Source organism: Mesorhizobium sp. Z1-4, assembly GCF_004000235.1.
In the GTDB taxonomy this organism is placed as follows: domain Bacteria; phylum Pseudomonadota; class Alphaproteobacteria; order Rhizobiales; family Rhizobiaceae; genus RCIO01.
The window spans coordinates 1,212,952-1,233,890 of the sequence record NZ_RCIO01000001.1; the positions used below are offsets into that span (position 1 = coordinate 1,212,952).

Here is a 20,939-nt window from a genome sequence, read left to right on the forward strand (position 1 = left end):
CACATGTGCCGAGCTGACGCTTTGCGCATGCCTGATTTCGTGTCGTCCTGATGGCTTCAGGCGCCACTTTGCGCAGCTTAGCACGAGATAACGCAGCGGCAAGTTTGGACGGCGCGTTAAGCCACGCCGGAGCGGCAGGGGCATTCTTTCCATGCCCTTGTTTCTATGCGACATACGGCCCGGGGCACGACGGGGAGGAAGCATGCCGCAGGCTGACGACGGGGTATTCGACTACATCATCTGCGGCGCCGGATCCGCGGGCTGTGTGCTTGCCAACAGGCTGTCGGCCGATCCCGGCAACCGGGTGCTGTTGCTTGAGGGTGGCGGCAGCGACAACTGGATATGGCTTCACATCCCCGCCGGCTATCTCTTCGCGATCGGCAACCCACGCTCCGACTGGATGTTCAAGACAGCCGCCGAGCCCGGGCTCAACGGCCGTTCGCTGCCTTACCCGCGCGGCAGGGTGCTGGGCGGCTGCTCGGCGATCAATGCGATGATCTACATGCGGGGTCAGGCGCGCGATTATGACGGCTGGCGGCAGCAGGGACTCGCCGGCTGGGGCTGGGACGATGTTCTGCCCTATTTTCTGAAACACGAAGATCACGAAGCGCCGCCCAACGAATTCCACTCGTCCGGCGGTGAATGGCACGTCGAGCATCCGCGTATCAAATGGGAGGTTCTGGAGCGCCTGCGCGATGCCGCCGAAGAGGCGGGTATCGAAAAGATCGACGACTTCAATTCAGGCGACAACACTGGTTCGTCGCATTTTCAGGTGAACCAGAAGCGCGGCCGGCGCTGGTCGGCGGCGCGTGGTTTTCTGAAACCGGTGCTGTCGCGGCCCAACCTCAAGGTCGTCACCGGCGCGCTGGTCGACCGTGTTGAGCTGCGCGACGGCCGTGCGATCGCGGTTCGCTACCGGCTGGGCGGCGAGACACGCCTGGCCGAGGCCCGCGGCGAGATCCTGCTCTCGACCGGCGCAGTCGCCTCGCCGGCGATCCTCGAGCGCTCAGGCATCGGCGACCCCTCGCTGCTCAAGGCAAACGGCGTCGAGCCGCTGGTCGACCTGCCCGGTGTCGGCAACAACTTGCAGGACCATCTGCAGATTCGCCCGGTCTACAAGGTCAATGGCGTTCGTACGCTCAATACCGATTACGCCAATCTGTTTCGGCGTTCGATGATGCTGGTCAATTATGCACTGCGCCGGCGCGGTCCGCTTGCCATGGCACCGTCGCAGATGGGCGCTTTCGTGCGTTCCTCGCCCGAATACGAGACCGCAAACCTGCAGTTTCACTTCCAGCCGCTCTCGCTCGACAACTGGGGCGAAGGCCTGCACCCGTTCGACGCAATCACCGCCAGCGTATGCAATCTGCGGCCGACAAGCCGCGGTTCAATCCACCTTTCGGGACCTGACGCAGCGAGCGCACCGGACATCCGCCCCAACTATCTTGCCACAGACGTGGACAGGCAGGTCGCGGTGGATTCGCTCAAATGGACGCGCCGAATCGTTTCGCAGCCGGCGATGGCCGCGTTCAATCCGCAGGAGCACAGACCCGGCGCTCACATCGTCTCGGACGAAGATTTGCTGGTCGCCGCCGGCGAACTCGGGACCACCATCTTCCATCCCGTCAGCACGGCACGCATGGGCCCGGACGGCGACCGCTTCGCTGTCACCGACGAGCGTCTGCGTGTGCGCGGCATTGGCGGGCTGCGCGTGATCGATGCCTCCATCATGCCAACCATCGTATCCGGCAACACCAGTTCACCGACCGTGATGATCGCGGAAAAAGGCGCCGCGATGATCCTCGAGGACGCCCGCTAACCATCCATTAACCAACCGCGAATACCTCCGGATCTACGAAAATTCGGGGCTCGGAAGCGTATGGGTGACGTGCGTGTGCCGCTATATGAGCGGTCGGAACTGGTATGCAGCATTGCTGCCGTCCTGGGAAAAAAGAACGGCCGCCATGCCTCCCGGTACTGGCACGGGCTTGCTAAACGCCTGATGCGCTTGTCGATCGCGTTTGGTGCCAGCCGTGAGGCTGCCGAGGCCGAGGTGCACCGGCTGCTTCATACCGTGCTGCGGGAAATCGACAGGCGCGATCTGGCGCCCGGCACCTGATAACGGTCATTGTGCCGCGGCCTCGCGGCTCCGATCATTTCGAGATATTCCGACCGGCAACTTTCAGAAGCTTCCGGAAGCGCGGGCACTCCAGATGCGACGGTGCCGTGCATCTTGCCACATGTTCGAGCATGTCGCGCAACAGGGTGAGATCGCGAATGTCGTTATCTATTGCGGCAGCGCGCGCATGCAGCGTTTCACGCGGCAGGTCCTTGCCGCCTGATCCGGCGAACATCTCCGCGATCTCGCCGAGCGAAAAGCCGGCCTTCTTGCCAAGCGATATCAGGGTAATCTGAAGCAGCGCCTCAGGCCCGAACTGGCGCCGGAGCCCGTGCCGGCCAATCGAAGTGACCAGGCCAATCTCGTCGTAATACCGCAGCGTCGATGGCGGCACACCGGTGCGTTCGGAGATTTCGCCGATATCGAGAATTTTCATGCTTGACCTCAAGCTGACTTGAAGTGGCAGAGTGCTGCCTCAAGGGTGTTTTTGCAAGGTCGGGATCATGACCGAGACGGCTACCATCGAAACCAGCGCGGCCAACAGGGCCGGGCTCGCGGCTCTGGCGCTGGCCATACTGCTCGCATCGGTCGGCGTCAGCATCGCTACCATCGCGCTGCCAGTGCTGGCGCTCGAATTCTCCGCGCCCATGCACCAGGTTCAGTGGGTCATACTGGCCTATCTGCTGGCGCTCACGGCCACGGTGGTGATCGGCGGCCGCATGGGCGACCTTTTCGGCAAGCGCACCGTCTTTCTCGCCGGGCTGGCGCTCTTTGCCGCCGCGTCGGCGCTGAGCACGCTGGCGCCCTCGCTTGGCGCTCTGATCGCGGCCCGTGCACTGCAAGGCATCGGCGGGGCGATACTCATGGCGTTGCCGATGGCGATCGCGCGCGAAACAGTCGGCCCACATCTGATGGGAACGGCAATGGGTGTGCTTGGCACAATGTCGGCCATCGGCACCGCGCTCGGGCCGTCGCTTGCCGGCTTTCTGATAGACTGGTCAGGCTGGCGGCTTGCCTTTGCGGTGCTGACGTTTGCCGGACTTGCCGCACTCGCCTTCGCGGCATTCGCTGTTCCCGCAGACCGGAAATCGGAAACGGCCAGCCTTGCACATGTCGATATGCCGGGTGCGGCCGTGCTGGCACTCGTGCTGGTGGCGTTCTCGCTTGCCATGACTGGCGGAGAGGAGGGGTTTGCCACCGCACATCTGGCCATGCTCGTCCTGGCGCTGGCCGGCAGCGCCGTGTTTGTGCAGGTGGAACGCCGCACACCCGTACCGCTGGTGCAGCTGGCAGCTCTGCGCGACGCCGGCATGGCATGCGGGCTGGCGGTAAATCTGATCGTCGCAACCGTGATGATGGCCACGCTGGTTGTCGGTCCGTTTTTCCTGACGCTGGGTCTCGGTCTCGATGCGGTTCAGGCCGGACTTGTGCTCTCAGTAGGGCCGGCGGTTTCGGCCCTGTCAGGGATCCCGGCCGGGCGGATCACCGACCGGCTGGGCACTGCGCGTGTCGTCAGGATCGGACTTATGCAGACATTCGCCGGACTGGTCTGCCTTGCGGTGCTGCCGCATATCTTCGGCGTTGCCGGCTATGTGATGTCGCTGGTCCTGCTGACGCCGGGCTTCCAGCTGTTCCTTGCCGCCAACAACACCGAGCTCATGCTGACCGCGCGGCAGGACCAGCGCGGCATGATATCCGGCCTGCTCGGCCTCTCCCGTAATCTGGGTTTCATGACCGGCGCCTCCGTTATGACGGCCGTCTTTACGGCCGGTCTCGGCACGCGCCAGATCGTCGACGCGGGTGCGGATACGGTCGGAGACGCGTTTTCCATAACGTTCCTTGCCGCGGCAGCGGTCATCGCCGGTGCCTTGATTGTGTTGGTTCTTTCAGACTGGCGCCGGGTTTAGAAGCCGGGCCATCGCGGCGCGGCATCGGCTGAACTTGCGCTCGCATGATTGTGACAAAGCGGTCGCTCGACTTTTCCCGGCGGCCGGTGGCATGTCGTATCGTGGGAGGGCACAATCAGGAAAATATCATGCGCGCTTTCATCATCGCTGCCATGTTGACCACTGCCATCCCCGCCTGGGCCCAAACCGCGCCTTCGGCGACCGAGGTCGCCGCCTATCAGGGCTTGCATCTTGCCGCCCATAACGGCGATGCGGCCGCGATCCGCGCACTCGCAGCAGCCGGCGCCGAACTCGATGCCCGCGACGCCTCGGGCCGGACTCCCGCACATGTCGCGGCCTTCGCTTCCAACGACGACGCCCTGCGTGCACTGGCCGAGGCCGGCGCGGACATGAACGCACTCGACAACCGCGCTTATGACGTGGTGACCATCGCGGCGGTTGCCGACGATCCCGAACTGATGTCGCTTGCGATCGCGCGCGGCAACAGGGCCGACCTGATCACCAGCCCCTATGACGGCACCGCCCTTATTGCGGCGGCCCATCTCGGCCATGCCGAAGTCGTTCGCCGGCTGATCGCCGCTGGAGCGCCGCTCGACCATGTCAACAATCTTGGCTGGACGGCGCTGATCGAGGCGGTGATCCTGGGCAATGGCGGACCCGATCATATCGACACGGTGAGGGCCCTGGTGGAAGCGGGCGCTGACGCCGCAATTGCCGACCGCGACGGCACCACCCCGCTGCAACACGCCCAGAGACGCGGCCATTCAGAGATCGCGGAGATTATCGAAGCCGGAGGCTGAGGAGCCGGGCCTGCGAATCGCAAGTCCGAACGGGTGTCGGCCGATCAGGCTACCCTGTCAAAGCCGTGAGCGCAGCGAACTGGTGTGAGATCGAATAATGGCGGTGAGAGAGGGATTCGAACCCTCGATACGGTTTCCCGTATACACGCGTTCCAGGCGTGCGCCTTCAACCACTCGGCCACCTCACCATGCGCGTTCCCGGGTTGGCCGGGTGGCGCGGTGGCTCATCTAGTCGAATTGGCGGCGAATGCCAAGCCCGCCCGCGCCTTCCGCGGTGAAGAGATGCCGGGCAGCGCGTACCGCGCCATGGCGGCAACCGCGCCCACAATTCAGTGCGGCGATTGCGCAAATGCGCCGACCGCCCTATCTCTTTGCCGGAATTTGTAGATTTGAGGCCGCCGGCGGCGTGAAGAATGCTCCGGCAGCCGCCACGGCAAGGGTATGATCCGCTTCTTCTTCCGCCTAATGGCGACGATTTCACTCGCAGTCGCAGTCATCATGGCTGTGCTCGATGCAACGCGTTCTATCGCGGCCGACCAGATCGTCGTGACCGCGCTGTCGGCGAGCTGGCAATCCGTATCACCCGGCAGCTACGCGGCATCTGAGGCGGCGGTCAGCGAGGTTCTGGCACCTTATGCCTGGGATCCGGTCATCATGACATTGCTGTCGGCACCCGGTTTTGCCGTTTTCCTTGTCCTGGCGCTGCTGCTTTACATGATCGGCCGCCGGCCGGAGCGCCGCACCGGCCGTTTCGCCCCGATCTGAGCGCGAGGGAAATGTGTTCTTTCTCGCAGACCTTCTGAACAAAAAGACCAATCTGCCGGCGAAGGCCGATGCGCTGCGCGGCAGGGCCGAGCCCATTCCGACCGCCGCCAGCCACTTCATCTCCGGCCGGTCCCTGAGCGGTCCCCATCCGAAAGGGCTGGAGACGATTCAGTTCGGCATGGGGTGTTTCTGGGGCGCGGAACGCCTGTTCTGGCAGACCGAAGGCGTCTGGGTGACGGCCGTCGGGTATGCGGGCGGTTTCACGCCAAACCCGACCTATCAGGAAACCTGCACCGGGCTCACCGGCCATGCCGAGGTGGTTCTGGTCGTCTACGATCCAGGGCTCGTAACCTTCTCGGAGCTGCTTTCGGTTTTCTGGGAAAACCACAATCCCACGCAGGGCATGCGCCAGGGCAACGATATCGGGACCACCTACCGGTCGGCGATCTACACATCGTCTGCCGCGCAATATGAAGCTGCAATAGCTTCGCGCGACGCCTACCAGGCTACGCTGGGCCGCGCCGGCCACGGCGGCCACATCACCACGGAGATCATGCCGGCCGAGGGGTTCTATTTCGCCGAGGCCGAGCATCAGCAATATCTGGCGAAGAATCCCCATGGCTATTGCGGATTGCAGGGAACCGGTGTCTCCTGTCCGCTTCCGGCGACCGCCTGACCGGCCGGAAACCATATTTGTCCGGAAGGTCAAAATTCCGCGTGATATTTGCTCAGCCACATGCAAAACTGGGCCGAAGCGGATGTTATCTTCCGCCAAAAAGATGTGCCGTCGCCGCTCCGGTGACGGACACAAAAGTAACAATGAGTGCAACCGACAGGGTGTGGATCACATGAAGAGATTAGTTCTTGGCCTTCTGGCTGCCGCCGCGATGTCCGTCACGGCCTATGCGGAGGAAATCGCTCCTGCGCTGCTGTTCGATCTTGGCGGCAAGTTCGACAAGTCCTTCAACGAAGCGTCATACAACGGCGCCCAGAAGTTCTCCGACGAAACCGGCATCGAATATGTCGAGTTCGAGATTTCCAACGACGCACAGCGCGAGCAGGCATTGCTGCGCTTCGCCGAGGATGGCCGCAATCCGATCGTGATGGCCGGCTTCTCCTGGGCCGCGGCGCTGGAAAAGGTGGCCGCCCAGTTCCCGGACACCAGCTTCGCCATCATCGACATGGTCGTGGACCTGCCGAATGTTCGCTCGGTCGTCTACAACGAGCATGAGGGCTCCTACCTCGTCGGCGTTCTCGCGGCGATGGCGTCGGACTCCAAGAAGGTCGGCTTCGTCGGCGGTATGGACATTCCGCTGATCCGCAAATTCGCTTGCGGTTATGTCGGCGGCGCCAAGGCTGCCGGTGCAACCGACGTCATCCAGAACTACACCGGCGACACGCCGGCCGCGTGGAACGACCCAACCAAGGGCGGCGAGATCACCAAGTCGCAGATGTCCCAGGGCGCCGACGTTGTGTACGCGGCCGCCGGCGGCACCGGCGTGGGCGTGCTCCAGGCTGCCGCGGATGCCGGCAATCTCGGCATCGGCGTCGACTCCAACCAGAACTACCTGCATCCGGGCAAGGTTCTGACCTCGATGATGAAGCGCGTGGATGTCGCTGTCTACAACGCCTTCATGGACGCCAAGAACGGCGACTTCTCCACCGGCTTCAACGTGCTCGGCCTGGCAGAGGACGGCGTGGGTTATGCGCTGGACGACAACAACGCATCGCTGATCACCGACGACATGAAAGCCGCGGTCGAGAAGGCCAAGGCCGACATCATTGCCGGCACGGTCACGGTCCACGACTACATGTCCGACAACAACTGCCCCTACTGATCGGGCAGCATGGGTTGCAGAAGGCCGCCGGGTATGCCCGGCGGCCTTTTTCGTTGGCGCAGCCGATCATGCCCGTTGGCAATTGGCAGGCACGGCCGGGCTTGAGCTACGATTGCCAGTGATTCTGGCGCGTCCCTGAATACGGGGCTGACGTACCTACCGGCCGCTCCAGGCCGACCCCACGGAAATGGAAATGCGGACATGATCGACACACGAAGGCGTCTCGCCGCCATTTCCATGCTTTTGGTCGCCGGTATTCTGGCCGGCACGCAGCTGGGCAAGATCGCGCCGCTGATCGGCTGGTATCGCGACGATGCCGGAATGTCTCTGGTCGCCATCGGCTGGCTGACCGCGCTGCTGGGGCTGTTCGTGGCGCTGGCCTCGCTGCCGGCAGCATTCGCCATCAGCCGCGCCGGCCTCTACCGCTCCTTCATCTTTTCGACGGTTCTGCTTTTCATCGGCGGCATCGGCATCGCCACCTTCGAAAGCCAGACGGCCGTGCTCGCGGCGCGGCTTGTCGAAGCGCTCGGCTATTTGCCGCTGGTGATCGCGGTACCGGCACTGGTCAGCGCCCTGGCCCCGGCCGAATTCAAGGCACCGGCTCTGGCGATCTGGGGCGGTTTCGTGCCGATTGGCTTCGCGATCGCCGACTTTCTTGCCTCCGCTATGGTACCCGTCTTCGGCGAACGTGCATTTCTGGCAACCGTGGTGGCCGGTTTCGGCGCCGCCAGCCTGCTGGCGGGGTGGCTCGCCTACGGTCTCGAAGCGGTGGACGAACCGCCGAAACCGCAAGGGTTGCCGCCGATACGCGCCTCGGCATCGACCGACGTGCTCCTCGTCGCCGCCGCCTTCGGCGTCTATGTCACCCTGTCGATCGCGTTCTTTGCCTTTCTACCGGAGTTCATCCAGTCAGGCCGGTCCGACCTGGCAATAGCCGCCGGTGTCATTGCGCTTGTCGTGCCCGTCGGAAACATCTTCACCGGCTATGTGATGAAGGGTCGCCGCGCCCGCTTTGCCATGCTGCTGTGCATAGCCGGTTTTCTGGGCACCGCCGTCTCCGCCCTGCCAATGTTCTCGCCAAGCGGCGTCGTAGCCTCCACCGCGGCAGCTGTGGTTTATGCGATCGCAAGCGGCGTAATCGCATCGGCGCTGTTCGCCAGCGTGCCCTTCATCGTGCCTGCCGGCGGGTCGGCCTCGGTGGCAATCGGGATCATTGCACAGGCGGGCGGCATCACGACCGTGGTGGCGCCTCCGGTTGCCGGGTATGTGATCGAGCGTTTCGGCTTCCCGGGGCTTGGATGGTTTCTGGCGCTGTCGTCGCTGCTCGGGCCCGTGCTTCTGGCACCGCTGTTGCGACGAAGGCGCGCCGGCCTGGTCGACTGACGCCGGCTAGTAGTGCGGCGGCTTGGTCACCGGCGTTTCCGGCAGGGTCTGCTCTTCCAGCGCCAGGAACCGCTCCGTCAGCGCATCCAGCTTCTTGCGCATCTTCTCGGTCGTTGCCCAGTGTTCGCCGAGCTGTTCGGAAAGCTCTGCGATCGTGCGCTCCTGCTCCGCAACCAGCATTTCAAGCCGGGTGATGCGTTCGTCCGTGTCGTCCGTCATCTTACCAGCGGCTCCAGCGCGGCGCGCAGATCCGCGTTGAGCGGTTTTGGCCGGCGCGTCTGCCTATCCACATATACATGCACGAAAAATCCTTCCGCCGCTGCGCTGTCCTCGTCGTTGCGAAACAGGCCGACTTCATAACGCACCGATGAGCCGCCGAGCCGGCCGACACGGATTCCCGCATTCACCTTGTCCGGAAAGGCGAGTTCGGCATGGTAGCGGCAGCCGGTTTCCACCACGAGACCGATCTGCCCGCCAGCGTGGATGTCGAGCACACCCTGTTCGATCAGCCAGCCATTCACAGCGGTATCGAACAGTGAATAATGAACGACATTGTTCATGTGCCCGTAGAGGTCATTGTCCATCCAGCGTGTGGTGATCGGCCGGAAAGCAACGTATTCGCTGCGTGTCGACGGCGGGTTGCGGCTTTGATTGTTGCTCACGGGATCGCTTGGCTGATTGGCTCGTTTGTCGGTTGAAATTGACAAGCGTTACCGCTTTTGTCGAGACTGGGCTTGGCGCCGGATTGTCCATAGGGGAATTGGCAGCCGGGGACCGCCATGATAGTCCCCTTGACCAAATGATAAAAAATCGCCGCAACGGCGATAAAAGAGAGTGGGAACGGTAGATGGCGGAAGCGGCAATCGAGCTTGTCGGCATCAACAAGAGTTTTGGTGCGGTTCGCGCCAACCGGAACATCGACCTTAATATCCCCAAGGGGACAATTCACGGCATCATCGGCGAAAACGGCGCCGGCAAATCGACGCTGATGTCTATTCTCTACGGCTTCTACCAGGCCGACAGCGGGTCGATCAGTGTTGACGGCAAACCGACGACGATCCACACGCCCAACGATGCCATCGCGGCCGGCATCGGCATGGTTCACCAGCACTTCATGCTGGTCGAGAATTTCACGGTTCTGGAAAACATCATTCTCGGCGCCGAGGGCGAGGCGCTGCTCGGATCGTCCATCGCCAAGGCGCGGTCGGAACTGGAGCGGCTGGAGCGCGACTACGGGCTCGAGGTCGACCCCGATGCGATCATCGAGGAACTGCCGGTCGGCCTTCAGCAGCGGGTGGAGATCCTCAAGGCGCTCTATCGCGGCGCCGATATCCTCATTCTCGACGAGCCGACCGGAGTGCTAACCCCGGCCGAGGCCGATCATTTGTTCCGCATTCTTGCCCAGCTCAAGGAGGAGGGCAAAACGGTGGTGCTGATCACGCACAAACTGCGTGAGATCATGGCCATCACCGACAACGTGTCGGTGATGCGCCAGGGCGAGATGGTGGCCACCCGCAAGACAGCCGAAACCACAGTGGAGGAGCTCGCCGAGCTGATGGTCGGCCGCCGCGTGCTGCTGCGCGTCGAAAAGGGCGAGGCCAAGCCGGGCGATTTCAAACTTTCGGTGAAGGGCCTTACGGTCAAGGATTCGCGCGGCGTCACCATGGTCAAGGACGTCTCCTTCGACGTCAGGGCGGGCGAGATTGTCGGGATCGCAGGCGTCGCGGGCAATGGACAGTCGGAACTGCTGGAAACGATTGCCGGTATTCGCACCGCCGAAGCGGGCAAGGTGACGCTGCTCGGCGAGGAGATTGACGTCTCGGGCGCAACCGATCCAGGCGATCTGCGCGACCGCGGCCTGGCCCATGTGCCTGAGGATCGCCACCATGTCGGGCTGGTGCTGCAGTTCGAAGAGAACGAGAATTCCGTTCTCGGCTATCACGACGAGCCGCAATATCTGAAAGGCCCTTTCCTCGACCGCGAGAAGATCGTCGCGGAGGCCGGGGAAAACATGAAGAAATACGACATCCGCCCAGCCAATCCGATGCTCAAGACCGCCAACTTCTCGGGCGGCAATCAGCAGAAGATCGTGCTGGCGCGTGAAATGGAACAGGACCCCGAGGTTCTGATCGTCGGCCAGCCGACACGCGGCGTCGATGTCGGCGCGATCGAGTTCATCCACAAGCGCCTGATCGACATGCGCGATCAGGGCAAGGCGGTTCTCCTGATCTCGGTCGAACTGGACGAAGTCCGCTCTCTGTCGGACCGGATTCTGGTGATGTTCGACGGCCGTATCGTCGGTGAGCGCGGGCCGGACGCAACCGAAGGCGAACTTGGCCTGTTGATGGCCGGCGTCGAATCGAAGGAAGCCGCGGAATGAGCGCACCCTATGCAAAGCTGCCCGGCTGGGCCGACTACGGCCTCATTCCGGTTATCAATCTGCTGGTCGCATTCCTGGTTGCCGGCCTGGTTGTCATGCTGGTGGGTGAAAACCCGCTGCGTGCGGCGGGGATCCTCGTCGAGGGTGCGTTCGGCCGCGGTCAATCGATCGCCTATACGCTCTATTACGCCACGAGTTTCATCTTTACCGGGCTGGCTGTCGCGGTCGCGTTCCACTGCGGGCTGTTCAACATCGGCGGCGAAGGCCAGGCCTATATAGGCGGCATCGGCGTCGCCATCGTGTGCCTTTCGCTAGACGGCGTGTTCCCCTGGTGGATCAACTTTCCGCTGGCCATCCTCGGTGCCGGCGCCGTCGGTGCTTTCTGGGCCTTCATTCCGGGCATATTGCAGGCCAAGCGCGGCTCTCACATCGTCATCACCACCATCATGTTCAATTTCATCGCTGCCAGCGTGATGGTCTATCTGCTGGTCGATGTCATCAAACCGGCGGGCTCGATGGCTCCGCAGACCCGCACCTTCCTCGAAGGCGGGCAGCTGCCGAAACTCAACTGGCTGATCGAGATGTTCGGCTTGCCGATACGCTCGTCGCCTTTCAACATCACCTTCCTGCTGGCTCTGGTCTGCGCATGGCTTGTCTGGCTGCTGATCTGGCGCACAAAACTGGGCTACGAAATCCGCACGCAAGGCCACAGCCCGAAGGCAGCCCGATATGCCGGCATCGGCGAAGCACGCATCATCGTGATAACGATGATCATCTCCGGAGCGCTCGCCGGCATGATGGCACTCAACCCGATCATGGGCGACCAGCACCGGGTGCAGCTCGACTTCGTTACCGGCGCGGGGTTTGTCGGCATCGCCGTTGCGCTGATGGGCCGTTCGCATCCCGTCGGCATTATTCCGGCGGCAATCCTCTTCGGCGCGCTCTACCAGGGCGGCGCGGAACTTTCGTTCGAAATACCGACGATCAGCCGCGACATGATCGTGATCATTCAGGGTCTCGTCATCCTGTTCGCGGGCGCACTGGAGCACATGTTCCGGCCGCAGATACAGACTTTGTTCGCAACCCTGCGGCCGCGATCGGCCGGGGTCGAGGCCACAAGCGGTGAGGGAGCCTGACATGGAGTTCTTCACCACCATCGTCCAGATACTCGATTCCACCGTGCGGCTTTCGGTGCCGCTGCTGCTTGCCTGCCTTGCCGGGCTCTATTCGGAACGCTCCGGCATTTTCGACATCGGTCTGGAGGGCAAAATGCTGGCCGGCGCGTTCGCGGCCGGGGCGGCGGCGGCCGTCATGGGCTCGGCCTGGGCCGGGCTTGCCATGGCGGTGCTCATTTCCGTCGGGCTCGCGCTCGTTCACGGCTTCGCCTCCATCACCCATCGCGGCAACCAGATCGTGTCGGGCGTGGCGATCAATTTCATCGCCGCCGGTTCCACCATCATCCTCGGCCAGGCCTGGTTCAGCCAGGGCGGGCGTACGCCTTCGCTGTCGGCCGAGGGCCGTTTCGGCGCCGTCAATCTGCCTTTCGCGGACGCGGTGGCCGACGTCCCGATAGTCGGCCCAATCTATTCCGAGCTTTTGTCCGGCCATTCGCTGCTGGTCTATTTCGCCTTCGCCATGGTGCCATTCACCTGGTGGGTGCTCTTCCGCACGCGCTTCGGATTGCGACTGCGCGCCGTCGGCGAAAACCCTGCCGCGGTGGACACCGCGGGCATCTCGGTCACATGGCTGCGTTATCGCGCGGTGATCTGCACCGGCATTCTGTGCGGGTTTGCCGGCGCCTATCTGGCGCTCGCCATGAATGCCGGTTTCGTCAAGGACATGACCGCCGGGCGCGGCTTCATCGCGCTTGCAGCGCTCATCTTCGCCAAATGGCGACCGGTGCCGGCAATGATGGCCTGCCTGCTGTTCGGTTTCCTCGACGCGGCCGCGATCCGGCTCGGCGGATCGCCGCTGCCGCTTGTCGGCCGCGTGCCGGTGCAGTTCTTCCAGGCGCTGCCTTACGTGCTGACGGTTGTGCTGCTCGCAGGCTTCATCGGCAAGGCGATCCCGCCGCGCGCCGGCGGCCAACCTTATGTGAAAGAAAGATGAGATCCGTGAATGGTGAATGGACAATAGGAGCCAACAACTCTCCTGGTCCGTACCATTTACCATTCACTATTCACCATTCACCCCGCCGAGACGGAACCGCTACACATGTCCCATGACCTCTACCTCGCAGCGCGCGAAGCGATGGCGAAGTGCCATGCGCCATACTCCAAATTTCCGGTAGGGGCTGCGATCCGCACGGAGGATGGCCGTGTCTTTTCCGGTGCCAATATCGAAAACGCCTCCTTCCCCGAAGGCTGGTGCGCGGAAACGACCGCGCTTTCGCATTATGTGATGGGCGGCGGTGGGCGCATCACGGAGATAGCCGTGACGGCGCAGAAGATGGCGCGTATCACGCCTTGCGGCGGCTGCCGGCAGCGTCTTGCCGAGTTCGCGGGGCGGGACGCCAAGCTCTATCTGTGCGACGAGACCGGCGTGGTGGAAACGCTGTCGATGGCGGAGATCCTCCCACTCGGTTTCGAGGGAGACACGCTGAAATGAAGCAGGCTGAGGCGCGGCTTGTCGAGGCGCTCAACGGCATTGCGGCCGATACCGCGTTGGTGCTTGGTTCCGGGCTCGGCGGCCTGGTGGACGAGGTCGAAAGCCCGGTCCGCGTGCCGTATGGCGACCTGCCGGGTTTCCCGCAGAGCGGCGTCACCGGTCACGCGGGCGAAGTCGTCGCGGGCTATCTTGCCGGGGCCCCAGTCGTCATGCTTTCGGGCCGGGCCCATTATTACGAGCACGGCAATGCCGCCGCCATGCGCCCCGCGCTGGATGTGCTGGCGGGCATTGGCATCAAGAAGCTGATCCTCACCAACGCCGCCGGTTCGCTGGAGCCCGAAATGGGGCCGGGGTCCGTGATGCTGATCGAGGACCACATCAACTTCTCCGGCACCAACCCGCTTTTCGGCGAGCCGTCCGACAAGCGCTTTGTCGGCCTGACGGAGGCTTACGACCCGGGCATGCGCGCGGCACTCCTGAAAGCCGCGCTCGACACCGGCACCGACCTCCACAAAGGCGTTTACATGTGGTTTTCGGGCCCCTCCTTCGAAACCCCCGCCGAAATCCGCATGGCCCGCGTGATGGGCGCCACCGCGGTCGGCATGTCGACCGTGCCGGAGGTCATTCTCGCCCGCTTCCTCGGGCTTCGCGCGGCAGCCTGCTCGGTGATCACGAACCTTGCCGCGGGCATGTCCGGCAGCGAGCTTTCGCACCAGGAAACGAAGGAAATGGCGCCGCTGGGCGGCAAGCGGCTGGCGGCTATCCTGAAAGAATATTTCCGGGCCGGCGGCAATGTCTAACACGGTCTTTACCTTCCCCCTTGTGGGGAGGGCTGGTGAGCCTGCGTTGCAAGGCAGCGGGGGTGAGATGGGGTGGGGGCCGAGCTCCATTCGCCGCCAGCCCCACCCTGGCGCTTTGCTGCGACCCTCCGCACGAGAGGGAGGGTAGGATGCTCCCCCAGGAAATCATCCGCAGGAAACGCGACGGCGGACAGCTGAGCGCCGAGGAGATCGGCGCTTTCGTTGAAGGGCTAGCCAAGGGCTCCTTCACCGAGGGCCAGGTGGCGGCTCTCGCCATGGCCATTTTCCTGAATGGCATGAACCGCGACGAGGCGGTGGCGCTCACGCTCGCCATGCGCGATTCGGGCGACGTGCTCGACTGGTCCGACCTTCCCGGGCCGGCTGCCGACAAGCACTCAACGGGCGGCGTCGGCGACAATGTCTCGCTGATGCTGGCGCCCATCGTGGCGGCCTGCGGCGCTTTCGTGCCCATGATCTCCGGGCGCGGCCTTGGCCACACCGGCGGCACGCTGGACAAGATGGATTCCATTCCCGGCTATACTTCGCAGCCGGATAATGCGCTGTTCCGCAAGACGGTGCGTGAGGTTGGTTGCGCCATCATCGGCCAGACCGCCCGCCTGGCTCCGGCCGACAAGCGCTTTTATGCGATCCGCGACGTGACCGGCACGGTGGAATCGATCCCGCTGATCACCGCGTCCATTCTGTCGAAGAAGCTCGCCGCCGGTCTTGGCTCGCTTGTCCTCGATGTGAAGTCCGGCAACGGCGCCTTCATGGCTACGGCGCGTGATGCCGGCAGGCTTGCCCGCAGCCTGGTGGAAACCGCAAATGGCGCCGGCCTGCCAACGACGGCACTGATCACCGACATGAACGAACCGCTGGCATCGGCCGCCGGAAATGCGGTGGAGGTGGCCAACGCGGTCGAATTCCTCACCGGAAAGCGCGACAGGCGGCTGGAATCGGTCACGCTTGCGCTCGCCGCCGAAATGCTGATGTCGTCCGGCATCGCAACCTCGATTCACGAGGCGGCACTGGTATCGCGCACAGCGCTCGACAATGGCGATGCCGCGGAGGTTTTCGGACGCATGGTCTCGGCACTCGGCGGCCCGTCAGACTTCGTTGAGAACTATCGCCGGCATTTGCCCCCCGCCGAGGTAGAATTCGCCGTCAAGGCGGACCGCGGCGGCTATGTGACGGCCGTCAAGACGCGTGACATCGGCATCGCCGTCGTTGCCATGGGCGGCGGCCGCACAGATCCGGGCGCTGCAATCGACCATGCGGTCGGCATCACGCGGCTGCTGCCGGCAGGTTCGGAAGTCGCCGCCGGCGACGCTCTGGCGCTGGTCCACGCGCGCTCGCAGGCGCAGGCACAAGAAGCCGCACGGGCCATACGCAAGGCTTATTCCATTGAAGACAAAAAGCCGACGGTGCAACGCCCTGTCCGGCGCCGTGTGGTTGCGGACGGCTAGTTACTGCTCGAGCACCAGCTCGCCATATTCGACCTTGTAGCCCGACAGCCGGCTGAGGAAGCTCATGCCGACCAGAGTGCCGGCCAGTGCCTGATCCTCAAGCACCACCGCCTGAACGTCGCGCACGCGAATACGGCCAACCTCCACCGTCTCGATCATCGCCACCGCGGCTTTGGTCGTACCGTTGGCAGTCCTCACCTCATGCTCGAAATCGCTGTTGCCGAGGCTGATTCCCAGCCGGCGCGCGGTCGAGCGGTTGATGGCGATCAGTGTCGCCCCGGTATCGATGAGCGCGTCCACCGAGCGCCCGTTGAGGCGGAAATCGGCGCGGTAATGGCCGGCGCTGTCGGCCTTGATGCCGAATGAGCGGCTTGAGCGCGCAAGTCGGGACTGTTCGGGCGCCATCTTGTTGACGACGACAATCTGCCGGTCCTGCTTGGGTTCTGCCGCGCGCTCTTCAACCGCCCGTTCCATCAGGCGGTGAAATGTCTCGGGACTGCTCTGGTAGAGGATCGGCACGGAAGCCGAGCTTCCGGCGAAAATGCCGAGAATGAGAAGTTTGCGCAGCATGCGGCCCGCCCTTGTTCGGCAGACACTCTAATTTGCGCAGGCTAGCCCGCGGTTAACGGGAGCGATCACCCCGCCGGCAGAGTTAAGCGTTGGTTACTTCGTTCCGTACATGCGGTCACCCGCGTCGCCCAGTCCAGGAACGATGTAACCCTTCTCGTTGAGGTGGCTGTCGATAGACGCGGTGAAAACCGGCACATCGGGATGTGCCTTGGTGAAGTTCTCGATTCCCTCCGGTGCGGCAAGCAGGCACAGAAACCTTATGTTCGTAGCGCCGCGGTCCTTCAGCTTGTCGACCGCCGCTATCGAGGAGTTGCCCGTCGCCAGCATCGGATCGACCACGATGATGAGCCGGTCTTCCAGATCGCTGGGCGCCTTGAAGAAATACTCTACCGCTTCCAGCGTGTCGTGATCGCGGTAAAGCCCGACATGGGCCACCCGCGCTGCCGGCACCAGGTCCAACATGCCGTCCAGCAGCCCGTTGCCGGCCCGCAGAACCGAGGCAAAAACGAGCTTCTTGCCTTCAAGTATGGGCGCGTCCATCGGTTCAAGCGGAGTGTCGATACGTGTTGTCGTCAGCTCAAGGTCGCGCGTCACCTCATAACAGAGCAGCAGCGAAATCTCGCGCAGCAGCCGCCGGAAACTGGCCGTCGAGGTCTCCTTGTTGCGCATGATACTGAGCTTGTGCTGGACCAGCGGATGATCGACGACAGTGACGCTCTTCATGCGGCTGCTCCTCATTTCCATGGTTGTTGCTCTACCTTAGCCCGCACGCCGGTCCGATACACCACCGCCGGCCCGCGCGATCACAGATTTCGTCGATTATCCGTCTAGCCGCGCCTCAAGCCTGGCGCGCGTTTCTTCGTCTACAAATGCCGCCGCAAGGGCGGTCCGGGTCACCTCGGCCAGGTCTTCCGCGTCCATACCAAAATGCTCCACCGCCACCTCATATTCCTTCTTCAGCGAGGTGTGAAAGTAGGGCGGGTCGTCGGCATTGAGCGTCACCCGGCAGCCCGCCCCGCGCAATTCCGGAAACGGATGGGATGCATAGTCCGGGAACACTTTCAGCTCGATATTCGACACCGGGCACACTTCCAGTACCACACCCTCGTCCGCGATCCGCTTCACGAGCTCAGGGTTTTCGATTGCCCGCACGCCATGGCCGATGCGCGACGGGCGGATATGGTCGAGTGCGTCGCGCACGCTCTCCCAGCCCACCAGCTCGCCGGCATGAACCGTGATGCCGAGGCCAGCCTCGCGGGCAATATCGAAAGCCCGCGCATAGTCGGCATGCTGGCCGAAGCGCTCCTCGCCAGCCATGCCGTAGCCGGTCACCAGCGGGTGCCCGCAATTCACCGCGAAGCGCGCCGCATCTTCAACCGATTCCACGCCGAAATGGCGTACGCCGGTGACGATCATGCGCGATTCTATGCCGGTCGCCTGCTTCGCGCGGCGCATGCCTTCGCCAAGCGCGTTTGTGTAGGTCTCCGGCGACAGGCCGGCGCGCCGCGCATGGTCGGGCGACGTGAAGAACTCCGAATAGATCGCACCATCGTTCGCCAGGCCGGTCAGATAGTGTTCTGCGAGCAGCGCATAGTCCTCCTCGTCGCGAAACAGATCGGCCGAAAAGTCGTACGCGGCAAGGAAGGTAGTGAAATCCTCCCACACGAAGGCGCCGTCGCGAATGAAGCGGGACGTGTCGGCGCCGTATTTGCGCGCCTGGCGTTCCACCAGCTCAGGCGCTGCGGCGCCCTCGATATGACAGTGCAGTTCGGCCATCGCCACCATTGGTGCTCTCCTTAACCAAGCGAGCGGGGCGCGGCCCTTCATCGCGGCTGAGACAATAGCGCCCGCAAATTCGATGGGCTATGGTCCGCCCGGTTTTTGACAGGAAATAGCAATGGCCGGGCAGCGCACCACAGCCGCGGGCGGCATGGAATCGACCTACGGGTTCCAGAGCGTCAACGAGCGCGACAAGCAGGGTATGGTGGATGAGGTGTTTCACCGCGTCGCCAAGCGCTACGACGTCATGAACGACCTGATGTCGGGCGGCATGCACCGGTTGTGGAAAGATGCCATGATTGCGTGGCTCAATCCGCCGAAGCGGCCCGGCTGGAAGCTGCTCGATGTCGCTGGCGGCACTGGCGATATCGCCTTCCGCGCGGTTGAGGCTTCCGGCGGCAATGCCGCGGTCACTGTGCTCGACATCAACGGCTCGATGCTGGGCGTCGGCCGCGAGCGCGCCGAAAAGCGCGGCCTGGCCGACAGGATGGAGTTCGTCGAGGCAAATGCGGAGAACCTGCCTTTTCCCGACGCCAGTTTCGATGCCTATACGATCGCCTTCGGTATCCGCAACGTGCCGCACATCGACGTTGCGTTGTCGGAAGCCTTTCGCGTGCTGAAAACCGGCGGCCGCTTACTGTGCCTTGAATTTTCCGAGGTCGACTTTCCGCCCCTTGAGAAAATCTACGAGGCCTGGTCGTTCAATGCCATTCCGCGCATCGGCCAGATGGTGACGGGGGACGGCGAACCCTACAAATATCTGGTGGAGTCGATCCGCCGCTTTCCCAACCAGCGCAACTTTGCCGACATGATCTCCGCCGCCGGCTTCGAGCGCGTCACCTGGCGCGACTATACCGGTGGCATCGCCGCCTGCCATTCCGGATGGAAGCTCTGAGCCGGGGCCGCAGATGAGCACATTGGGTGCATATTTCCGGCTTGCTCGCGCGGGCTGGGTCATGGTTCGCGAGGGCGTGGTCGCCGCGCTGCCTGGCGACGAGCTCGAAGGCCCGGCGCGTCTGGGCTGGCGCCTCGGCAAACTTCTCGCAAGAAACCGAGCCCGCAAGCGCGACCGCAGCGAGCGTATCGCCAAGGCAATCGAACGGCTGGGGCCGTCTTATGTGAAGCTCGGCCAGTTTCTTGCCACGCGGCCGGACGTTGTGGGTCACGATATCGCGCTCGATCTGGCGACGTTGCAGGATCGTATGGCTACCTTCCCGCGTGCGGCCTCCGTCACCGCCATTGAAGGTTCGATCGGCCAGCCGGTTTCCGCACTTTATGTAACTCTTGACGAACCTGTAGCGGCCGCGTCGATCGCACAGGTTCATTCAGCCACAGTCGAAGAAAACGGCGAAACCAAACGTGTCGCGGTCAAGGTCATTCGGCCCGGCGTGCGCCGCCGTTTCCACCGCGACCTCGAAGGCTTCTTCCTTGCCGCCCACTTGCAGGAGCGTTTCATTCCGTCGTCACGCCGGTTGAAACCCGTTGAGGTGGCCGAAACACTGGCCCAGACCACCAAAATAGAAATGGATCTGAGGCTCGAGGCCGCTGCGCTCTCGGAGATGGCGGAGAATATTGCCGGCGACCCGGGCTTCCGTATCCCTTCAGTCGATTGGGCCCGCACCGGCCGCGACGTCGTCACCATGGAGTGGATCGACGGCTTGAAGATGTCGGACATCGAAGGCCTGCGCGCTGCCGGCCATGACCCGGTGGCGCTTGCCGCGACGCTCATTCAGTCGTTCCTGCGCCACACGCTGCGCGACGGCTTCTTCCATGCCGACATGCATCCCGGCAATCTGTTCGTCGAAGCGGACGGCACTATCGTCGCGGTCGATTTCGGCATCACGGGCCGGCTCGGCCGCAAGGAGCGGCGTTTCCTGGCCGAGATCCTCTACGGCTTTATTCGCCGCGATTTCCGCCGTGTCGCCGAGGTGCATTTCGAGGCGGGTTATGTGCCTGGACATCATGATGTCGCGGCCTTTGCGCAGGCGCTGCGCGCCATCGGCGAGCCGATCCACGGCCAGCCTGCCGAAACCATCTCCATGGCCAAGCTGCTCACCCTGTTGTTCGAAGTGACGGAACTCTTCGACATGCAGACGCGGCCGGAACTGCTGCTCCTGCAAAAGACCATGGTCGTGGTGGAGGGCGTGGCGCGCACGCTCGACCCGCATTTCAACATGTGGAAGTCTGCCGAGCCTGTGGTCGGCACATGGATCGCCGAGAACCTCGGCCCCCGTGGCATGATTTCGGATGCACGCGAAGGCGTTGGCGCGATGCTTTCGCTTGCCCGTCAGGCGCCCGACCTCGCCGCGCGTACCGAGCGTCTGTCGCGCGAAATCGATGCCATGGCCGAAAACGGCCTGCGTTTCGATGCAGAAACCGCCGAGGCTATCGGCCGTGCCGAGGCGCGCCATTCGCGCTGGGGCCGCGCCGCGCTCTGGGTCATCGCCATTTCCGCTGCGGTGATTGCCTGGAAGCTCGTTTGACAGCATTGCTAGCAATGCATACATTGCTAGCAATGGAGTGCG

22 protein-coding genes and 1 tRNA gene are annotated in these 20,939 nt (G+C 63.4%); 16 read left to right on the top strand and 7 right to left on the bottom strand.

Features of this window, described 5'->3' with window-relative positions:
- Positions 1–202 precede the first annotated feature (202 nt).
- Positions 203–1,819 (top strand): GMC family oxidoreductase, encoded by a 1,617-nt coding sequence (locus EP165_RS05820; protein WP_127520535.1) that lies wholly within the window; start codon positions 203–205, stop codon positions 1,817–1,819.
- A gap of 60 nt (positions 1,820–1,879) precedes the next feature.
- Positions 1,880–2,119, top strand: a complete 240-nt coding sequence (locus EP165_RS05825; RefSeq protein ID WP_127520536.1) for a DUF6074 family protein — start codon at positions 1,880–1,882, stop codon at positions 2,117–2,119.
- A gap of 34 nt (positions 2,120–2,153) precedes the next feature.
- Here the strand turns inward: EP165_RS05825 and EP165_RS05830 are convergent, their stop codons facing one another.
- A complete protein-coding gene (locus EP165_RS05830) occupies positions 2,154–2,555 on the bottom strand; it encodes a helix-turn-helix domain-containing protein (protein WP_127520537.1) in 402 nt (133 codons plus the stop codon).
- 67 nt (positions 2,556–2,622) lie between these two features.
- On the opposite strand from EP165_RS05830, the gene EP165_RS05835 reads away from it, so the two are divergent.
- A complete protein-coding gene (locus tag EP165_RS05835) occupies positions 2,623–4,026 on the top strand; it encodes an MFS transporter (protein ID WP_127520538.1) in 1,404 nt (467 codons plus the stop codon).
- A gap of 128 nt (positions 4,027–4,154) precedes the next feature.
- Entirely contained in the window at positions 4,155–4,826 is a 672-nt protein-coding gene (locus EP165_RS05840) for an ankyrin repeat domain-containing protein (protein ID WP_127520539.1), read from the top strand.
- Positions 4,827–4,924: 98 nt separating this feature from the next.
- On the opposite strand, the gene EP165_RS05845 is transcribed toward EP165_RS05840, so the two are convergent.
- Positions 4,925–5,014, bottom strand: a tRNA-Ser gene (locus EP165_RS05845).
- Between the two features lie 253 nt (positions 5,015–5,267).
- On the opposite strand from EP165_RS05845, the gene EP165_RS05850 reads away from it, so the two are divergent.
- The 4 genes from EP165_RS05850 to EP165_RS05865 all read left to right on the top strand — a co-directional run bounded on the left by EP165_RS05850 (position 5,268) and on the right by EP165_RS05865 (position 8,812).
- Positions 5,268–5,591 carry a hypothetical protein gene (locus tag EP165_RS05850; RefSeq protein ID WP_127520540.1) on the top strand — a complete coding sequence of 108 codons (324 nt, stop codon included), beginning with the start codon at positions 5,268–5,270 and terminating at the stop codon, positions 5,589–5,591.
- Positions 5,592–5,604: 13 nt separating this feature from the next.
- The gene (gene msrA / locus EP165_RS05855; protein WP_127520541.1) at positions 5,605–6,267 is read left to right on the top strand and encodes a peptide-methionine (S)-S-oxide reductase MsrA; all 663 of its coding nucleotides are present in this window, start codon (positions 5,605–5,607) and stop codon (positions 6,265–6,267) included.
- 172 nt (positions 6,268–6,439) lie between these two features.
- Positions 6,440–7,429, top strand: a complete 990-nt coding sequence (locus EP165_RS05860) for a BMP family lipoprotein (RefSeq protein ID WP_127520542.1) — start codon at positions 6,440–6,442, stop codon at positions 7,427–7,429.
- 201 nt (positions 7,430–7,630) lie between these two features.
- A complete protein-coding gene (locus tag EP165_RS05865; RefSeq protein ID WP_127520543.1) occupies positions 7,631–8,812 on the top strand; it encodes an MFS transporter in 1,182 nt (393 codons plus the stop codon).
- Between the two features lie 6 nt (positions 8,813–8,818).
- Here EP165_RS05865 and EP165_RS05870 read toward each other — a convergent pair whose 3' ends face one another.
- Both EP165_RS05870 and EP165_RS05875 read right to left on the bottom strand, forming a co-directional pair.
- Positions 8,819–9,031 (bottom strand): SlyX family protein, encoded by a 213-nt coding sequence (locus EP165_RS05870; protein ID WP_127520544.1) that lies wholly within the window; start codon positions 9,029–9,031, stop codon positions 8,819–8,821.
- Positions 9,028–9,396 (bottom strand): acyl-CoA thioesterase, encoded by a 369-nt coding sequence (locus EP165_RS05875; RefSeq protein ID WP_127520832.1) that lies wholly within the window; start codon positions 9,394–9,396, stop codon positions 9,028–9,030. The genes EP165_RS05870 and EP165_RS05875 overlap by 4 nt, the downstream gene beginning before the upstream one ends.
- Before the next feature lie 263 nt (positions 9,397–9,659).
- Here EP165_RS05875 and EP165_RS05880 point away from each other — a divergent pair, with 263 nt between their 5' ends.
- The 6 genes from EP165_RS05880 (at position 9,660) to deoA (ending at position 16,065) form a co-directional block, all read left to right on the top strand.
- Complete coding sequence (locus tag EP165_RS05880; protein ID WP_127520545.1) at positions 9,660–11,192, top strand: ABC transporter ATP-binding protein; 1,533 nt, start codon at positions 9,660–9,662, stop codon at positions 11,190–11,192.
- Positions 11,189–12,328 carry an ABC transporter permease gene (locus EP165_RS05885; RefSeq protein ID WP_127520546.1) on the top strand — a complete coding sequence of 380 codons (1,140 nt, stop codon included), beginning with the start codon at positions 11,189–11,191 and terminating at the stop codon, positions 12,326–12,328. Before EP165_RS05880 ends, EP165_RS05885 begins: the two co-directional genes overlap by 4 nt.
- A 1-nt stretch (position 12,329) precedes the next feature.
- Complete coding sequence (locus tag EP165_RS05890) at positions 12,330–13,301, top strand: ABC transporter permease (protein ID WP_127520547.1); 972 nt, start codon at positions 12,330–12,332, stop codon at positions 13,299–13,301.
- A gap of 42 nt (positions 13,302–13,343) precedes the next feature.
- Entirely contained in the window at positions 13,344–13,799 is a 456-nt protein-coding gene (gene cdd / locus EP165_RS05895; RefSeq protein ID WP_281039992.1) for a cytidine deaminase, read from the top strand.
- Positions 13,796–14,599, top strand: coding sequence for a purine-nucleoside phosphorylase (locus EP165_RS05900; protein WP_127520549.1), 804 nt, complete (start codon positions 13,796–13,798; stop codon positions 14,597–14,599). Before cdd ends, EP165_RS05900 begins: the two co-directional genes overlap by 4 nt.
- Before the next feature lie 149 nt (positions 14,600–14,748).
- Positions 14,749–16,065, top strand: coding sequence for a thymidine phosphorylase (gene deoA, locus EP165_RS05905; protein ID WP_127520550.1), 1,317 nt, complete (start codon positions 14,749–14,751; stop codon positions 16,063–16,065).
- Here deoA and EP165_RS05910 read toward each other — a convergent pair whose 3' ends face one another.
- The 3 genes from EP165_RS05910 to EP165_RS05920 all read right to left on the bottom strand — a co-directional run bounded on the left by EP165_RS05910 (position 16,066) and on the right by EP165_RS05920 (position 18,420).
- Positions 16,066–16,635 (bottom strand): TIGR02281 family clan AA aspartic protease, encoded by a 570-nt coding sequence (locus EP165_RS05910; RefSeq protein ID WP_127520551.1) that lies wholly within the window; start codon positions 16,633–16,635, stop codon positions 16,066–16,068.
- Between the two features lie 93 nt (positions 16,636–16,728).
- Complete coding sequence (gene upp, locus EP165_RS05915) at positions 16,729–17,358, bottom strand: uracil phosphoribosyltransferase (protein ID WP_127520552.1); 630 nt, start codon at positions 17,356–17,358, stop codon at positions 16,729–16,731.
- Positions 17,359–17,454: 96 nt separating this feature from the next.
- On the bottom strand, positions 17,455–18,420 hold the full coding sequence (locus EP165_RS05920; protein ID WP_127520553.1) for an adenosine deaminase: 966 nt from the start codon (positions 18,418–18,420) through the stop codon (positions 17,455–17,457).
- Between the two features lie 112 nt (positions 18,421–18,532).
- Between EP165_RS05920 and ubiE the strand changes: the two genes are divergently transcribed.
- Entirely contained in the window at positions 18,533–19,309 is a 777-nt protein-coding gene (ubiE, locus tag EP165_RS05925; protein WP_127520554.1) for a bifunctional demethylmenaquinone methyltransferase/2-methoxy-6-polyprenyl-1,4-benzoquinol methylase UbiE, read from the top strand.
- Positions 19,310–19,322: 13 nt separating this feature from the next.
- Positions 19,323–20,897 (top strand): 2-polyprenylphenol 6-hydroxylase, encoded by a 1,575-nt coding sequence (ubiB, locus tag EP165_RS05930; RefSeq protein ID WP_127520555.1) that lies wholly within the window; start codon positions 19,323–19,325, stop codon positions 20,895–20,897.
- Positions 20,898–20,939 lie beyond the last annotated feature (42 nt).

Excerpts from the sequence above, each read along its gene's own strand:
- EP165_RS05885 (WP_127520546.1), top strand. The coding sequence starts at position 11,189 with ATGAGCGCACCCTATGCAAAGCTGCCCGGCTGGGCCGACTACGGCCTC.
- EP165_RS05900 (WP_127520549.1), top strand. The coding sequence starts at position 13,796 with ATGAAGCAGGCTGAGGCGCGGCTTGTCGAGGCGCTCAACGGCATTGCG.
- EP165_RS05830 (WP_127520537.1), bottom strand. The coding sequence starts at position 2,555 with ATGAAAATTCTCGATATCGGCGAAATCTCCGAACGCACCGGTGTGCCG.
- EP165_RS05825 (WP_127520536.1), top strand. The coding sequence starts at position 1,880 with ATGGGTGACGTGCGTGTGCCGCTATATGAGCGGTCGGAACTGGTATGC.
- EP165_RS05920 (WP_127520553.1), bottom strand. The coding sequence starts at position 18,420 with ATGGTGGCGATGGCCGAACTGCACTGTCATATCGAGGGCGCCGCAGCG.
- EP165_RS05890 (WP_127520547.1), top strand. The coding sequence starts at position 12,330 with ATGGAGTTCTTCACCACCATCGTCCAGATACTCGATTCCACCGTGCGG.
- EP165_RS05860 (WP_127520542.1), top strand. The coding sequence starts at position 6,440 with ATGAAGAGATTAGTTCTTGGCCTTCTGGCTGCCGCCGCGATGTCCGTC.
- EP165_RS05865 (WP_127520543.1), top strand. The coding sequence starts at position 7,631 with ATGATCGACACACGAAGGCGTCTCGCCGCCATTTCCATGCTTTTGGTC.
- EP165_RS05820 (WP_127520535.1), top strand. The coding sequence starts at position 203 with ATGCCGCAGGCTGACGACGGGGTATTCGACTACATCATCTGCGGCGCC.
- EP165_RS05850 (WP_127520540.1), top strand. The coding sequence starts at position 5,268 with ATGATCCGCTTCTTCTTCCGCCTAATGGCGACGATTTCACTCGCAGTC.
- EP165_RS05910 (WP_127520551.1), bottom strand. The coding sequence starts at position 16,635 with ATGCTGCGCAAACTTCTCATTCTCGGCATTTTCGCCGGAAGCTCGGCT.
- deoA (WP_127520550.1), top strand. The coding sequence starts at position 14,749 with ATGCTCCCCCAGGAAATCATCCGCAGGAAACGCGACGGCGGACAGCTG.
- ubiB (WP_127520555.1), top strand. The coding sequence starts at position 19,323 with ATGAGCACATTGGGTGCATATTTCCGGCTTGCTCGCGCGGGCTGGGTC.
- EP165_RS05875 (WP_127520832.1), bottom strand. The coding sequence starts at position 9,396 with ATGGACAATGACCTCTACGGGCACATGAACAATGTCGTTCATTATTCA.
- EP165_RS05835 (WP_127520538.1), top strand. The coding sequence starts at position 2,623 with ATGACCGAGACGGCTACCATCGAAACCAGCGCGGCCAACAGGGCCGGG.
- ubiE (WP_127520554.1), top strand. The coding sequence starts at position 18,533 with ATGGCCGGGCAGCGCACCACAGCCGCGGGCGGCATGGAATCGACCTAC.
- upp (WP_127520552.1), bottom strand. The coding sequence starts at position 17,358 with ATGAAGAGCGTCACTGTCGTCGATCATCCGCTGGTCCAGCACAAGCTC.
- EP165_RS05880 (WP_127520545.1), top strand. The coding sequence starts at position 9,660 with ATGGCGGAAGCGGCAATCGAGCTTGTCGGCATCAACAAGAGTTTTGGT.
- EP165_RS05840 (WP_127520539.1), top strand. The coding sequence starts at position 4,155 with ATGCGCGCTTTCATCATCGCTGCCATGTTGACCACTGCCATCCCCGCC.
- EP165_RS05870 (WP_127520544.1), bottom strand. The coding sequence starts at position 9,031 with ATGACGGACGACACGGACGAACGCATCACCCGGCTTGAAATGCTGGTT.